At 45.0% G+C, this 14245-nt stretch carries 12 protein-coding genes and 1 pseudogene; all 13 read right to left on the bottom strand.

Features of this window, described 5'->3' with window-relative positions; genetic code table 11:
• Positions 1-254 precede the first annotated feature (254 nt).
• Complete coding sequence (locus tag JL719_RS03460) at positions 255-2618, bottom strand: hypothetical protein (RefSeq protein WP_033155997.1); 2364 nt, start codon at positions 2616-2618, stop codon at positions 255-257.
• Positions 2619-2624: 6 nt separating this feature from the next.
• Positions 2625-3749 carry a hypothetical protein gene (locus JL719_RS03455; RefSeq protein ID WP_033155996.1) on the bottom strand — a complete coding sequence of 375 codons (1125 nt, stop codon included), beginning with the start codon at positions 3747-3749 and terminating at the stop codon, positions 2625-2627.
• A 173-nt stretch (positions 3750-3922) separates the two neighbouring features.
• Positions 3923-5320 (bottom strand): MBOAT family O-acyltransferase, encoded by a 1398-nt coding sequence (locus JL719_RS03450; protein ID WP_033155995.1) that lies wholly within the window; start codon positions 5318-5320, stop codon positions 3923-3925.
• 12 nt (positions 5321-5332) lie between these two features.
• Positions 5333-6325, bottom strand: coding sequence for an SGNH/GDSL hydrolase family protein (locus JL719_RS03445; RefSeq protein ID WP_051669808.1), 993 nt, complete (start codon positions 6323-6325; stop codon positions 5333-5335).
• A gap of 213 nt (positions 6326-6538) precedes the next feature.
• Positions 6539-8371, bottom strand: a complete 1833-nt coding sequence (locus JL719_RS03440; protein WP_033156153.1) for a carbamoyltransferase family protein — start codon at positions 8369-8371, stop codon at positions 6539-6541.
• 17 nt (positions 8372-8388) lie between these two features.
• Positions 8389-8502: a DUF5989 family protein gene (locus JL719_RS23970; RefSeq protein WP_230410266.1), complete on the bottom strand. Its 114-nt coding sequence runs from the start codon at positions 8500-8502 to the stop codon at positions 8389-8391.
• Positions 8503-8554: 52 nt separating this feature from the next.
• A complete protein-coding gene (locus tag JL719_RS03435; protein ID WP_033155994.1) occupies positions 8555-9016 on the bottom strand; it encodes a hypothetical protein in 462 nt (153 codons plus the stop codon).
• A 459-nt stretch (positions 9017-9475) separates the two neighbouring features.
• Positions 9476-10201, bottom strand: a complete 726-nt coding sequence (locus JL719_RS03430) for a glycosyltransferase family 2 protein (protein WP_051669806.1) — start codon at positions 10199-10201, stop codon at positions 9476-9478.
• A gap of 314 nt (positions 10202-10515) precedes the next feature.
• Positions 10516-10848 (bottom strand): annotated as a pseudogene (locus tag JL719_RS03425) (hypothetical protein); the annotation flags it as partial.
• A 164-nt stretch (positions 10849-11012) separates the two neighbouring features.
• On the bottom strand, positions 11013-13019 hold the full coding sequence (locus tag JL719_RS03420) for an acyltransferase family protein (protein WP_033155992.1): 2007 nt from the start codon (positions 13017-13019) through the stop codon (positions 11013-11015).
• Positions 13020-13285: 266 nt separating this feature from the next.
• Positions 13286-13690 (bottom strand): transposase, encoded by a 405-nt coding sequence (locus JL719_RS23965; RefSeq protein ID WP_225893002.1) that lies wholly within the window; start codon positions 13688-13690, stop codon positions 13286-13288.
• A gap of 9 nt (positions 13691-13699) precedes the next feature.
• Positions 13700-13849, bottom strand: coding sequence for a transposase (locus JL719_RS23960; RefSeq protein ID WP_225893000.1), 150 nt, complete (start codon positions 13847-13849; stop codon positions 13700-13702).
• Positions 13797-13928, bottom strand: coding sequence for a transposase (locus JL719_RS24520; protein ID WP_465246667.1), 132 nt, complete (start codon positions 13926-13928; stop codon positions 13797-13799). Before JL719_RS24520 ends, JL719_RS23960 begins: the two co-directional genes overlap by 53 nt.
• Between the last annotated feature and the right edge of the window lie 317 nt (positions 13929-14245).

The raw sequence follows: 14245 nt of genomic DNA, 5'->3' as shown, positions 1-14245 counted from the left end.
TGAATCATAACAGCCTTAGTTAGACAACACGAGTTGGAATTTCGAATTGTAACTGGATCCTGTACACGACCAGACTTGAAGACAGATCGCACTTTTTATAGCCAATACTCAATAAAAACAACCAGATCGATCCCCAACGTCAAATATGGACAAATCAAAAACCGAGAGATTGTAAAAACTCTACCTGCCTTTGCGAAGCCGTTGATGGAACGCAACCTGTTGGATTGCAATCGGTTTCGACAGTTTCGATACTCTTATTGCGAAGGCTTTTTCGAGGCACCCTCGGGATTGTGGCTACGGACTGAATTAGGCCGCAAGAAAAGCGCGGATATCCTTGACAACATATACCTCTCGTAGACGCCTACAATCGTCAAGAGTAGAACAATCGTCAAAAGATAATTGATCCAAATCGTCGCGGCGGTCCATCGGGAGCCTCCGGTAAAGCGGAATGCCACCTCATGGTACCCGGGAGTCAATTCTAAGGCCTTAAAGGCAATATTGGCCGGAAGAATTGGCGCGGGATGACCATCGATCTGGGCGTGCCAGCCTGGATGCAGGCTGTCCAAATAAATCAGGAATCTGTTTGAACCAGCAGGTATCTCAATATTGGCTATCAGTTGGTTGGCACTGAAACGGCGAATTGTAATTACGTCCGCAGAAATGGCCGATGATGAAGTTGGCATCGCGTCGGACCAACCTGGATGACTAGTCTGGACGACCGGCGTTTCGTACAGAGTCGCCGCAGTATTGATGATATGTCTCACCTGGGCGTCGTTATCTGTGAGAACCGGCGTACGAGCTAAATAGAGTTTTGGCGTTTCACAGCCAATTGCAGCCATTAGCGCAGTATCGTTAACGACGCTTCCAAGTGTGAAGTATTCCTGCGGAGATTGCCCGTCCGTTACGGCAAGACGTGTCCGAATAAGCGAATCAAATGGCGTACTTATCATATCCACGCGGTGAACCGGAAAACACAGATCGAGCGACAAGCTTCCGTATCCCAAACTGTTGCGAGCCCCCCATACCTCCATCAGGGATAACTGGTGAATGATGTCCTGCTCGATTTCTCTTCGGCGCATCGAGCTATAAAGCAAGTGACGCACATCGTAGGCGTGACGGAGAGACTGCCAGTGCCTGAACCAATTTGGCGTCATGGCCGGGGCGCGCCACTCCAGCATGAACTTATAACTCATCATTTCCAGCAAAACGCAAACCAGAAGACCGGGACCCAGTATGTCGCGCGTAACTAGCTTAGTCCCAAGCCCAAATGCCACCAGGACAAATAATACAACGATAGCCCACTGCCAATAATGAAAGGCGAAAGGTATATCCAGGCTGGAATCGCTTGCGTAGGCATACTGCCATCCATGCTCAGCATCGACCATGACAAAAACCGCACCCAATGCAATAGTGAGCGAGGTAAGGAACAATGTGTTACGGCCACGTGCGGACCTATTTTCCAGATAATGATCAATACCAAATCCCGAAGCAACGATAAGCAGAATCTTCGCGACCGGCGTGACAAATCCGATGTGGCGAAATTTATCCATCGTGGGGAAAAACCTATAGGCAATTTCCGCCACCCCCCCAGAAGCCCCCAGAGAAAATAGCAGCACCAACCCCACTAAAAGCACGAACACCCCAAAGGCCTTTGTCCTTGCGTGTATCAGGGCAAACGTCACGAACAGTATGGTGAAGAGACCGCTGTAGGCAACAAAAGCAAAACGAACCGGTGCCGCATAGATGAACTCCATAAATTTCACGGGTGATACATATCCCCCATAAGTCAAGAAGATATCCAGCCCGACAGACCCGTTGGCCTGCCGCAGGGAAGTGAAGCTTTGCATGCCGTCGATTACATGCCGGGCAAATTGAACGTTCATAAAAGCGATGACCAGCGCTACGCAGACGATTACCTGCCCTCCTGGATTCGGAATCGCGAAGCGTAGAAGTGACGGCATTTGAGGCCGGAATAGAAGCAGCCAGATACAGACGAATGCGCCCAGCGTGGCCGCAATGAATATCTGCGTATAAAAAAGCCCGCCTAGAGTCATCACAATCAGCGCGAACGCTAAATGTTCCAAGCCTTCACCACGTAGATACCGGGCGGTGTGATACAACAACAATGGATACAGATAAATCAGGTGGAAGTTCCAATGAATCTGCGTCCCCCAAGAAACCGACAGCACACCAGTGATGCCAATGATGATAGGGCTGATGCGGTGCCTATGGAAAAGTGAGGACAGCTGGTAGAGGCCATAGATCAGCAAAGTTTCTTCGAGATAAAGTCCGAACCGAAACAGTAATAGCGTGTCAGTGACGGAAAAGAGTTTTCCCAAAAAAACGGCAGCATAAAAGGCCGGCGTGAACGTGAATGCATAGGCAAAATCCGCCGTGACACCCTGACTGGTAAATGGTAACCAAAGTGGAAACTCATCCGAGAGTAAAAATTCGCGATAGACCGTGCCAAACATCTGGAAGTTAATCATCGTGTCGTGGGCCAATGGCAGATTGGCTGCTGCAAGAGTCCAGAATAGACAGGCATGCAGACTCAGAATGATGACTAGGTCAGAAGGGAAGTAGTTGCCTGTAACATATTTAGGAGCAGTTTCAGTCATGCCTTACTACCGTTTCCACCTGACCATTGAAAAAATAGCTGTAGCAATAATTTCATTTGCGCGTTCGGTCGTATGGGCGAAATCCAGAAACACCTCGCCTTGTTTATTATCAAGAACACTTCTCAAATCTACCGATATAATTCCGTCGGCATTCAATGCGTCATTCTGGTTAGCAAACTTGTCAATGCTATGCGTATACACAAACTCCATTCCTGGAGGGGTCAACAAGAAGTTATCAATAAGCAATTGCTCGTGTTTAGTGCGAGATTTAAGAGAAAAGATGGACGGTTGAAGAAAATGATAAAAATCAGCGCCCGACGCTTTGCTGTATTGATGCGCTAAGCGAATATTATTGGCAAAATTCTCGCTCGCCTTAATCGCCCTTGCGTTTACCTCTTCGGCATTGCGCGTATGTAGAGGGGGTGACTGCTGTTTGATATATTTGAGAAGTTCGGCAAAGTGTATTAATTTTAATTTCTCTAAAACCGGCAATATTCGTGATTCAAGGACACCGGGTTTTTCTGAATTCCGTAGAGTGTTTATATTGAGACCATATTCATAATCGTTGTATACTTTATATATAATATCGCAGCCACCATCGAAAAATATTACAATATCACCTTCCTTTAGCGTTGTTTCGTGTAAGAAAAAAAGTTGCTGCTCGGAGTTCATGGATGAGACACCGTAATTCACGACTTTATATTGAGTCGTAATTTCGTTGATCTTGCGCTGCACTATGCTCGGGATAGTGTATTCGTCCGGTACTTCCTGAGAATATATTGTGGACGCGCCATAAATGTATACAGTATTTTTCGCGTCTTCCGGGACAAACGCCGTCCGGCGATGCCCGTCAATCACATTGATATACTTACCTTCAAAATTTACTAATCTACGGACTTTATCATCAAATTTTCCTTTTTCTCCGTTAGAGGATTCATGCATGAATTCCGCGCTAAAGTAAGGCGAATCAGAATATGCCGGTGGTTTTTTTGCCCTGAAAACCCACCGGGAATCATATGCCGGTAGTTTTTTTATGATGAGCTGACTACATATTTCTATTAAATAACTCGTAACTATAAGAGTCACAAGGACAATGATCAAATTGGATATTCTGTCGAATTTCACCGCCATCAACACGTTCTCTTGTAAGGTTTGTTATCGTTCTTTAAAGGGCTTGACTCCAATCATGCCTATAAGCAACATCCTCAAACTTATCGGTTGATTCGGAGTTTCCAGTCTCTGTGCTGAATACCCGGTTTTGGGTCGTAGGCGGCTTATGGGTAAGCCTTGTTTCGTGCAATTCGTCAGAAATCGAAATAGATAAAAGCCGCAGTATTTCCTTGACTTATTGTGATCGCCACAAGCCAACAGAAAGCCAGCGCAATCCATATAAATTCAGACTGAGCGTAATGAACCACAATTTTGATCCGCCTGATGTCGTCAAACCGGTGTAGCGCGAAGAACACTAAGATCAACAACAACGGAAAAACATTATTGTTGGCGAACGAATCAATCCCGCCCCAACCACCGATAAAGGGGGCCGCCCAGATGTCTAGCGCTTTTGCAATAGTCGGGCTACGAAAGAAGACCGCTGCAAAAGCGAAAAAATGAAATGTCAGCAACACCCCAATCCAATCGGGCATTTTGCCGGATGGCAATCTGCGTAAGACGGGCCGCAACAAATAATTAACCGATATACCGATGCCGTGCAGCAAGCCCCAAATCAAAAAGGTCCAATTCGCACCATGCCATAAACCGCTTAATAGCATGGTGATCAATATATTACGGACGGCCTTGAACCGTCCGCGCCGGTAGCCGCCGAGCGGCTGGAAAAGATAGTCACGAAACCAAAATGACAGCGTAATATGCCACCGGCCCCATAAGTCGCTAAGCGAACGCGCGGCGTAAGGCCGACGGAAGTTATTAGGTAGACGGATTCCGATCGCGAGCGCAAGTCCAATCGCCATGTCGGTATACCCACTGAAGTCGCAATAAATTTGAACCGAGAAACCGTAAATTGCCAACAGCGCGTCCAGAGCCCCAAGCGTCCCGTTTTGGTTATAAACATCATTAACCGCAAAACCGACCTGATCCGCAAATACCAGCTTTTTGACCAAGCCAAGCGAAAAAATCGCCAGCGGCACGGTAAACCGGCGTAGTGTCGCCATGCGCTGCCGTTCGAGTTGCGGCAGCAATTCAGCAGGGCGCAGAATCGGCCCGGCGATTAGATGCGGAAAGAATAAGACATAGGCGAGCACTGCCGATGCGGATGACGTTGCCGGAAACTTGCCTTTGTAGATATCGATGACATAGGCCGTGAGGGTAAACGTGACGAAAGACAAACCAAGCGGCAGCGGCATATTGAGCAAATTGTCTTGCATACCAACGAACGGTCCGATCAGTTCCCTAAAGAAAAAATCCGTGTACTTGTAGAAAACCAGCGGCAAAAATAAACCGATGACGCACGCAACCGCCCGGCGTTTGCGTGCGACTGGATTGACCGCGCCATTCATCCAAATGACGCCGAGGTAGGCGATTGCCGTCAATAAGTAAGGCAGCCATATGTATTCGATTCGCCACCATCCATAAAAAATCGTACTGCCAAGAATGATCAGGTAAATTCTAAATTGCTTGGGGATGATAAAGTGGAGCAGGAAGTAAACGGAAAAAAATACAAAAAATATCGGCGAACTAAATAGCATTCCTTGTCCTGTTTAATTATTGACAGAGGCGTGACCTGATTGGGAAAGCATGGGCAGGATCGCCTCGGCCATTAATCGGTGGCCAAGTGCGTTAGGGTGCGGATCGGTAGGCATCGCCCAGATGTCTTTCGGAGGCACACCTTTCATTGTGGGCAGCTGGTCGCAATAAGTGTATCCATACTCAGCCGATACTTGCTTCATGATGTCATGGACAAACCCGAATTTGTAGTCAACTAAGTTGTATGTGATGGGCGTCATGGCCAGATATATCCGAATATTGTTCGCTTTGGCATACTCCGAAAGTTGTCTGAGCTTTTCTTTCATTTTGAGCATGCCGGGCGCTTCTGGCTGATAGACGTCGCGATAGTACTGCACCATTGATTGTTCTCCGTTCTTATCGAAGAACCGGTGATAGACGCCCCATAAGATCACCGCCAGTTGACTGTGACGTAACAACAAATTATCTCCGCCAGCAGGCAGGTCTTCAGCGTCGCGCAGACAATAATGCACGACGATATCGGTCGGATGCAGGCCGGTAAGCTCATCAAAAAAACGGGAAACGTAGCGCTCTGTGTTGTAGTTGCCGACGCCGGCGTTAAGCACCTGTACGGGCTGTTTGTCGATAGCGCTTAACGCCGTCTCAAGTCTGGCTTCAAGGGTGTCCTGTTCAGAAACTCCCCAGCCAAATGTGATGGAGGCACCGAGAAAGAGAATTCTTCGTCCGCCTGGCGGCAAAGCAGAAAGCGGGGCACCGCGCAACCCATGCTCGTTGAGGCGAATTTCGACATTCTGCAATATCGCCGATTTTGACCTGACATGATCGAAGTCAAGCATAGGCTCAGGGCGGCGGGTTTTTAGTTCCTTGCCGTAGCGCCACATCTCGATATCGTAGTTGGTCATTGAACTGTTTTTTATGCGCAGGAGGCCTTCTGCGAGACCGAGAGCAATTGCCGACGACAGGCAGAGCAAAATTATCGATAGGAATTTTTTATTAGTTTGTGGCATGGCAACCTTAGCGAAAGTTTGATCTATGAAATTCCAATCACTTGACTTTGGAGTGCCGTCGTTATTTTTGGCGGCTGGCCAACTGGTGTGTATTGGGAAAATCTATTTCTCAAACAAGACAAGGAGGAGAGACTTGTTTTCATTGGCAGTTTTTAATTCAAAAATCAGTTGCTATTCAAGTAATGCGTTGGTTTTCTAATAATCAAGCCGTGGTTAATCCGGCTCAAGAGTGGTGCTGTAATTTGTTTTCAGACGGTTATCCTGTTTTTCTTTGTAGAGAATGTAGTTCTCAATGACCAGTAATTCGATCTCGGAGCCCATGAAACAACGAAACGCATCCTTCGGGCTGCAAACGATGGGTTCCCCTCGAATGTTGAAGCTGGTGTTAATGAGTACAGGGCATCCAGTGCGGGCTTTGAATGCGGAGAGGAGTTCATGAAACCTCGGATTGGTTTCGCGATCTACGGATTGGATTCTTGCGGAATAGTCTACATGGGTCACTGCGGGTATTTCGGAGCGCGGTATATTTAGTTTATCGATCCCGAACAGCGCCGATTCCTGTTCCGTTACTTCCGTTCGCTTGTCTTTGGCTACATTGGCGACGAAAAGCATATATGGGCTGTCGCAATCGAGTTCAAACCACTCAGCCATATCCTCACGCAATATTGCCGGCGCAAAAGGACGAAAGCTTTCGCGATACTTTACTTTTAGGTTTAATGTTTTCTGCATCGCCGGATTACGCGGATCGCCAAGGATGGAGCGAGCCCCCAGCGCTCGAGGGCCAAATTCCATGCGCCCCTGAAACCATCCAACGGCTTTTCCCGCTACCAAAGCATCTACGGTGGCCGTAATCAAATCGGCGTCGCTTAGCCTTTCGAAGCGCGCGCCGGCGCTGGAGAGCTGTTGTTCAATCTCCCCATTATTGTAACTCGGCCCCAGATAAGTGCCGGACATTGCATCTTTTCCATTTGTCCGGCGCGGTTTGTCGCAATGCGTGTAATAAGCAGCCAACGCGGCGCCAACCGCACCTCCGGCGTCACCCGCGGCCGGTTGAATCCAAATGTTTTCGAATTTACCATCGCGCAAGATTCTGCCGTTAGCCACACAATTAAGTGCGACGCCGCCGGCAAGGCAAAGATTTTTACGGCCGGTTTCATTGAATAGGGCTCGCGTCAAGCGAAGCACTATTTCTTCCGTAACCCATTGAATAGATGCGGCAATATCCATGTGCTTCTGGGTCAAAGGCTGCTCGGGCTTTCGCGGCGGATCGCCAAAAAGCGCGTCGAACTTTTTGTTGGTCATCTTGAGGCCAGTGCAATAATCAAAATATTGCATATCCAGCCGAAAACTCCCGTCGGCTTTTAGATCAAGGAGTTTACTCAGGATAACGTCGACATATTTTGTTTCGCCGTAGGGCGCCAGTCCCATTACCTTGTATTCGCCAGAGTTGACTTTAAAGCCAAGATAATAGGTAAATGCCGAATATAAAAGGCCAATCGAATGAGGGAAATGAATTTCCTTCACTGCCTCTAAACGGTTGCCGCATCCGATTGCTACTGAAGTCGTTGTCCATTCGCCGACGCCATCCATAGTTAATACAACGGCTTCCTCGTATGGTGAGGCAAAAAAAGCGGAGGCGGCGTGGCTTTGGTGATGTTCGGCGAATAGCAAACGACTTTCTATATTCGAATCCGCACCCAGGTTTTTCAACTCATCCCGCAGTAATAGCTTTTGAAACAGCTTTTCTTTGAGCCAAATCGGCATTGCCGTTAAAAATGATTGAAAACCACGTGGAGCAAAAGCAATATAGGTTTCAAGAAGTCGTTCGAATTTTAAAAAAGGCTTGTCGTAAAATACAACATACTCAATTTGATCCAGATTTTTACCGGCCGCGTTCAGGCAATATTCAATTGCATTTTTAGGAAAAGCTGCATCATGTTTTTTGCGGGTAAACCGCTCTTCTTGCGCCGCGGCGATTATCTGACCGTCTACAATCACACAGGCCGCGCTATCGTGATAAAACGCCGAGATACCTAATATATTCACGCTTTCTTCGGCAAACTTCAAAATATGGCGTAGATAAATGGCGCGATCGCGGAGCCTTGGCTTAAAACGACCAGACCGCCGACCAAGGCTAGTACGAATATGATCGGTAATAGCCAATATTTCTTTCGCATGGAGAGGAAGACCCAAAGTTCTCGTAAGATATTCAGCATTACTAATTCCACATTAGAATTGATTGTTCATATTTTGTTGTTTAACCACAATAAGCGGTCGATTTTGCCAATATGTTGGCGCTTTGCGATCAAATCTCAGCTTGAGTAAATCTCTTTTGAGGAGGCGCATTAATAGCCCAACAGGCAGAATAGTCAATAAGAAAACGGCTCCCATTATGACGGGATTAATTAAATAAGATAAAATGAGACCCAGACGGTACCAAAGATTATTAAGAGGACGTAGTGGCGCCATCCAAAAATAAGCCAGGAACAGAAAAATGGCGGCAAGGGATAGCCCCGTCAGCCACCAACAATCATAAAAGTCACGGACTCGATATAGCCTTATAAAGGCTATCATTAAAAATACGACAGAAAAAGTTATTCCAAATCCGCGTTCAGTTGGTTTTTCTGCATTCTCTTCTTGGCGCGAGTTTTCAAGCACGTAACCTGATCGTTTATAAGTGGATTTTCTCATAGATTTTAACTACTAGCGGCACTAGCCGATACGGCGTTAAACGCTGGTAAAAGTGGCCGATAAACTGGCGAACAACGCTATCCCATTGCTCGACGCCTCACCCAAATGCCACGAATCGATACTGATCAACACCCCAATCCCGCGGCATGACGACAACCGAAGCGATGATCGTCAAACTTTTTCCTGTTTATTATTTGATTTCCCTGATAGGCAATATAAAAAAGTACGCCAGAAACAAGAAAATTGAATACGACACTCAAATCATGTATGAACTAAAGATGCAAAACCGGATGAATTTTACTCGTTAGCCTGTTGCATTAGGGAGCCTCTGATTAATTCGTTAACATGAATTTCCGTACCAATTAAATCCAATGGCTTGCGCATTGATTTTTCTTGAAAAACTGAATTAATCAGAGGCTCCTTAGAATAATACAACCTGTTTCTTTACGGTATGTTTTGTTATCTATTCAGACTAGGATGATAAAACAATGCATCTCGCAATATGGATTTTAATAAAACAAGAGCGCTCTTATATTTTCCTAGCACCCCAGGATGGGCCCGACTTCCTTGCACGCCTATTCTAGGGGGCTCAGAAGAAGAAATTTCCGTTATCTTCAAACCGTACCTAGCACCACGGGTTAATAACATTATTTCCGAAAAATCACTCTTGAATTTATCTATTTCCAATGTGTATAGATGAGACTTTTTGAATGCTTTGTACATCACGAGCCCATCTGTGTATTTTGTTGAGAAAAGTATATTAATAAGACTGGTAAAAAATTTATTAGCAATTCCCGATACGAAATCATCATCTTCCGAAATTGCATCACCTTTGTATCTCGATGCTACAACTATATCATAACCGGCGCTTATCTTTTCAATTAGCCTTGGAATATCTTCTGGAATGGAGTTACCGTCCGGCGAAAACGGAATAATGACATCACCTCTAGCCAATTCAAACGCTTCCCAAAAAGCCGCTTTAACTCCTTTTGATTTTTGGTGAACCACATTATATCCTTTAGAAACAAGGTATTCTTTTGAGCCATCATCAGAACCACCATCAAGAATCAATATCTCGTCACACCAACTTTTGTCTATCCGCGGCATTATAACTTTCAATGCATCTATTTCATTTTTTACAGGAATAAAAAGCGTTGTTATAAATTTTAATTTCGAATTATCCATTTTATTTTTCAAATAAACAGCCGCATTATAAATGCAGCTTGCTGCTCTGTTCTTTTCTTAGCCTTTAATAAAAATCCAGCAAGAACACGCCGTCAAATTATTTTTAAATCTATAACTCAATATAATATCGACTTACATCATAAAAGCCCAGCAATAACTAACCGGAGTATTAATAGCCACTCTAGGGAACCTCTGATTAATGCAGTTTATCAAGAAAAATCGATGCGTAAGTCATTGATTAATATACAGTGAATTCAATGTTACGAATTAAACACCCCCCTGAAAAAGCCAAAATTTTTCAGGGAGGACCGTCCTCACACGAACGATAAAAATTGCTCTGATGAAAATGGGCCCCATAGCCGAAACAGCGACTGCCCAAAATGACGCCAAAAAATCCTCAACCGCCTGAGGATCAAACGGATGTTGTGGCCTGCACCGCACAGGATGGCATGCAACGCATCGCCCATTTCGCCTTTCAGGTAGTTGCGCCCCAATAGTCCGTCGTTCTGTAGGTGGCCGATGATCGGTTCGATGGCGTTGCGGCGTTTCAGGGCACGTTTGAGTCGTCGGGTATCCACGCCGCGTTTTTGCCGGGCTTTGTAAATCGTGACCCCGGGTACCTCGACGCCCGGATAAGCCAAACCCACACCCGCTTCTTTGGCGCTGGCAGGCATAGCATCAAGTAGCGGCAAGAAATGAATAACGACGCTAGCAAGCAAGGCAAAACCGCTACGCGGAGCGCCTAAAACTAGCGGCTTAAATGAATTCATACTCGATTCATTACCATATGAGCGTTCTATTACAGTCAAACTCAAAGCACATTCAAATTTTGGTATTTTGCACGAATGATCCCTCCCAGCTTTTTAAATATTTTAGTTGACGCAGCTGGCGTTAAATGATTATTGTCAGCTGTAATCAAGCCATTTCCGATAATAAAGCTGCAAGTAGATAAATCATCGACGACATCACATAGCTGTTCTTGAATATCGAAGTAGTCAACATTTTCTTCATTTGCAATTTTTTGAATTGCCCGGCGCAAATCGACAGTATTAGAAAGTAATCCGTCTCGCGCAATAGACTGAATCTCATACTCGGTGGACTTCTCATTTGCCTCTCGAGCAACTATATCAATTAGCTTCTCTTTAAATATAAATGGCTGCCCAACTACTAAAACCGGCTTACCAATTGCTTTCATGTATCTAATAGTTTCCCGGAAATTATTATAATCCGGGCCAAGCGACGCAAATATCGTCAAATCGATAGCGTTTTTTTCAATAAAGTCAAACATAAATTGATTAGATTGAAGGCAGTAATCCATTCCCCAATTAACACCAGGCCTACAATTTGACGGTGTTGCTTGAAGAAGATTAAATCGCTCTCTAGGCAAATTCTCATTCAACCCCATCCAACTATAACTTGCTACAGAATCTCCCATCAGCAATATATTGATCTTACCATTAACAGGCTGAATACATTCTGCTTGATCAAAGTTTTTAAAATTTGTGAACGAGCAACCTGGCGCCCGAGGTTTCAAGGTACTTAACGAATCTTTTGTTCCTGATAATAAGTACGAGACATTTTTAGGGAAACGCCACCGCCAACCATCATGAGAGTAAACATGCAATGCTGGAGCTCCAACAATTACTAAAGACAATGAAACAGCAGACCAGAATTTACGTCGCCCGGAGGAAGTGCTTTGAAAATCGATCCTTCTAAAAGGCGTTTCAATAAATTTGTATAGTAAAGCGGCGATAGCTATCGATAAAATCAATACAGCGACCTTATCAAGAAAGCTCCATGACTCCGGTTTTATATATTTATAAAATACAATCGTCGGCCAGTGAATAAGGTATACTGAATAACTGATTAGACCCAAGCCAGAAACTAACGGATGCCTCAAAAGCGCACCGAAAAGTCTAGATGTTTTTGCGCCATATATTATTAATGCGGCTCCAAAACACGGGAGTAGCGCAAAAGTGCAAGTATAAGCATGCTCATCTTTATGCTGCGTAACCGCATACATAATTGTTAAAAATCCAATAAAGACAGCAGCCTCTTTTACCCAATCAGAACGATTTTGACTGTGTTCAACACCTAATAAAGCAGCTCCTAGTGAAAATTCAAATATACGAAATGGCATAAGAAAAAATGCCGAGGATTCAACGTTGGAAAACGATACGTACAAATATAATCCGAGTTTATTTTGAATTTCAAAAAGATTATTGACATAAGCGATATTTAACAAAAAACTGAAAGCGGAAATCAAAAAAAATGCTTGAGTTAAATGCGCTCTTGGGACTCTGCGAAACAAAAATAAAACAATTATCGGCCAAATCAAGTAAAACTGTAGCTCGACGCTAAGAGACCAAGTATGCAACGCGGGCTTTAGATAAGCCGCTTTGTCGAAATAGCCAGATTGACTCCAAAATAATATATTTGACAATCCGACCAAAGCATAAAAAATAGAACCGCCAAGATGTTCAAAATCGTCCGGTCTAAACAATATCTCCGCTATAAAAAATGATAAAAAAAGAGTAAAAGCCAACGCCGGAAATATACGTTTGGCTCGTCTCATCAAAAACAACCCATAGTCAATATTTTTTACACGGGACTGATACAACTCATCCAACAACAATCCGGTTATTAGGTAGCCACTTATTACAAAAAATATATCAACACCGACAAATCCGCCCTTAAAGCCAGCGATCTCAAGATGAAATAAAACAACTAATATGACTGCGATGGCACGGATACCATCAATTTCTTTGTAATAAGTGCTATTTTGCGCGCCCGCAGTGTGCAAAAGCGAACTATTCAAATTTAAGCCCTCGCAAAGTCAAAAAATCAACATTGCCGCAATTAGAAATAATTTCTAACTTTAAATACCGAACCAATGTTGGCGTTTTAATTTTTTAACGCTCCACACTTCTGCATTTTCGTTATGGAACCTCTGAATAATAGCTGTTTTGAAATACATCAGTTTCAATAGCCGGTCAAAACTCAAAAACTGACTGATGATTGATCTAAAACAGTCCGATTTGTGCTAGCAATGCGCCTTATTTGGCAATTGCAGACGCAATCAGGCTACGACGTTAGTAGGCATCCCCGCGCAGGACATTGGCAATCCTGCGAGAAAGGCCAAACGGGCCTGATACCCGCATCGCCGTGGACGAACTGTTCCTCGCGGTGCAACAACGAGGCTGCTTCCGCGATGTCGCTGACGTTGCCCGAGGTGACTTTGAGGGTATGCACCAAGCCTGTTTCGCTATCGACGCCGATGTGGAATTTGCTGCCGAAAAACCATTGATTGCCCTTTTTGCTCGAATGCATCTCGGGATCGCGCGCTTTGTCCTGGTTTTTAGTCGAGATCGGTGCGGCAATCAGGCTGGCATCGACGATAGTGCCGGCTTTTAGAAACAGCCCGCGATCCGCCAGCGTTTGGTTGATGACCTTGAAAATCTGCGCCATCAGCCCGTGCGCTTCCAGCAAGTGCCGGAACTACAAAATCATGCTTTCATCCGGCACGGCTTCCAGGCGGATACCGCAAAAACGCCGCAGCGATTCAATCTCATACAGCGCCTCTTCCACTTGTTCCCTATGGGTATGCCGGATCGGAGTAGTTATAGGGAATCTGTGCGACGTGAACATGCAACATGGCATTCAACGGAAACGGTTTGCGCCCACGTCCTTTACCTGAAGCGTAATGCGGTTCGATCTTCGCTAGCATGACGGCCCACGGCAATAAAGCTTCGAGCTAACCGAGAAACTTCTCGTGCCGGGTGACTTTGCCTCTGTTAGCGTATTCGGCATCGGCAAAACTGAGTTATCGTTAAGGGTCCATGCGCGTCGTCACGAAAACTAGGTGAATGCCAAATTATATCCCTGGTGTGCAATTAATCAGAGGTTCCTTAACGGAATAAATAGCACCACGAGACTTTAGTTATTTCAGAATTCCCTTGAAACTTCTGCCGGCAAGAAAAATATCACTTTTTAGGAAGCTGATACGCCATCTTATAATCCATCAATATTTATCTTTTGTATAAA

The organism is Methylomonas sp. LW13 (genome assembly GCF_016865255.1).
GTDB lineage: Bacteria > Pseudomonadota > Gammaproteobacteria > Methylococcales > Methylomonadaceae > Methylomonas.
Note: the sequence above shows the minus strand (reverse complement) of the source record. Positions and strands in the feature narration are given on the sequence as shown.

Coding starts and splice junctions, on each gene's coding strand:
- JL719_RS03460 (WP_033155997.1), bottom strand. CDS start 2,618: ATGACTGAAACTGCTCCTAAATATGTTACAGGCAACTACTTCCCTTCT.
- JL719_RS03455 (WP_033155996.1), bottom strand. CDS start 3,749: ATGGCGGTGAAATTCGACAGAATATCCAATTTGATCATTGTCCTTGTG.
- JL719_RS03450 (WP_033155995.1), bottom strand. CDS start 5,320: ATGCTATTTAGTTCGCCGATATTTTTTGTATTTTTTTCCGTTTACTTC.
- JL719_RS03445 (WP_051669808.1), bottom strand. CDS start 6,325: ATGCCACAAACTAATAAAAAATTCCTATCGATAATTTTGCTCTGCCTG.
- JL719_RS23970 (WP_230410266.1), bottom strand. CDS start 8,502: ATGCGAAAGAAATATTGGCTATTACCGATCATATTCGTACTAGCCTTG.
- JL719_RS03435 (WP_033155994.1), bottom strand. CDS start 9,016: ATGAGAAAATCCACTTATAAACGATCAGGTTACGTGCTTGAAAACTCG.
- JL719_RS03430 (WP_051669806.1), bottom strand. CDS start 10,201: ATGGATAATTCGAAATTAAAATTTATAACAACGCTTTTTATTCCTGTA.
- JL719_RS23960 (WP_225893000.1), bottom strand. CDS start 13,849: ATGTTCACGTCGCACAGATTCCCTATAACTACTCCGATCCGGCATACC.
- JL719_RS24520 (WP_465246667.1), bottom strand. CDS start 13,928: ATGCTAGCGAAGATCGAACCGCATTACGCTTCAGGTAAAGGACGTGGG.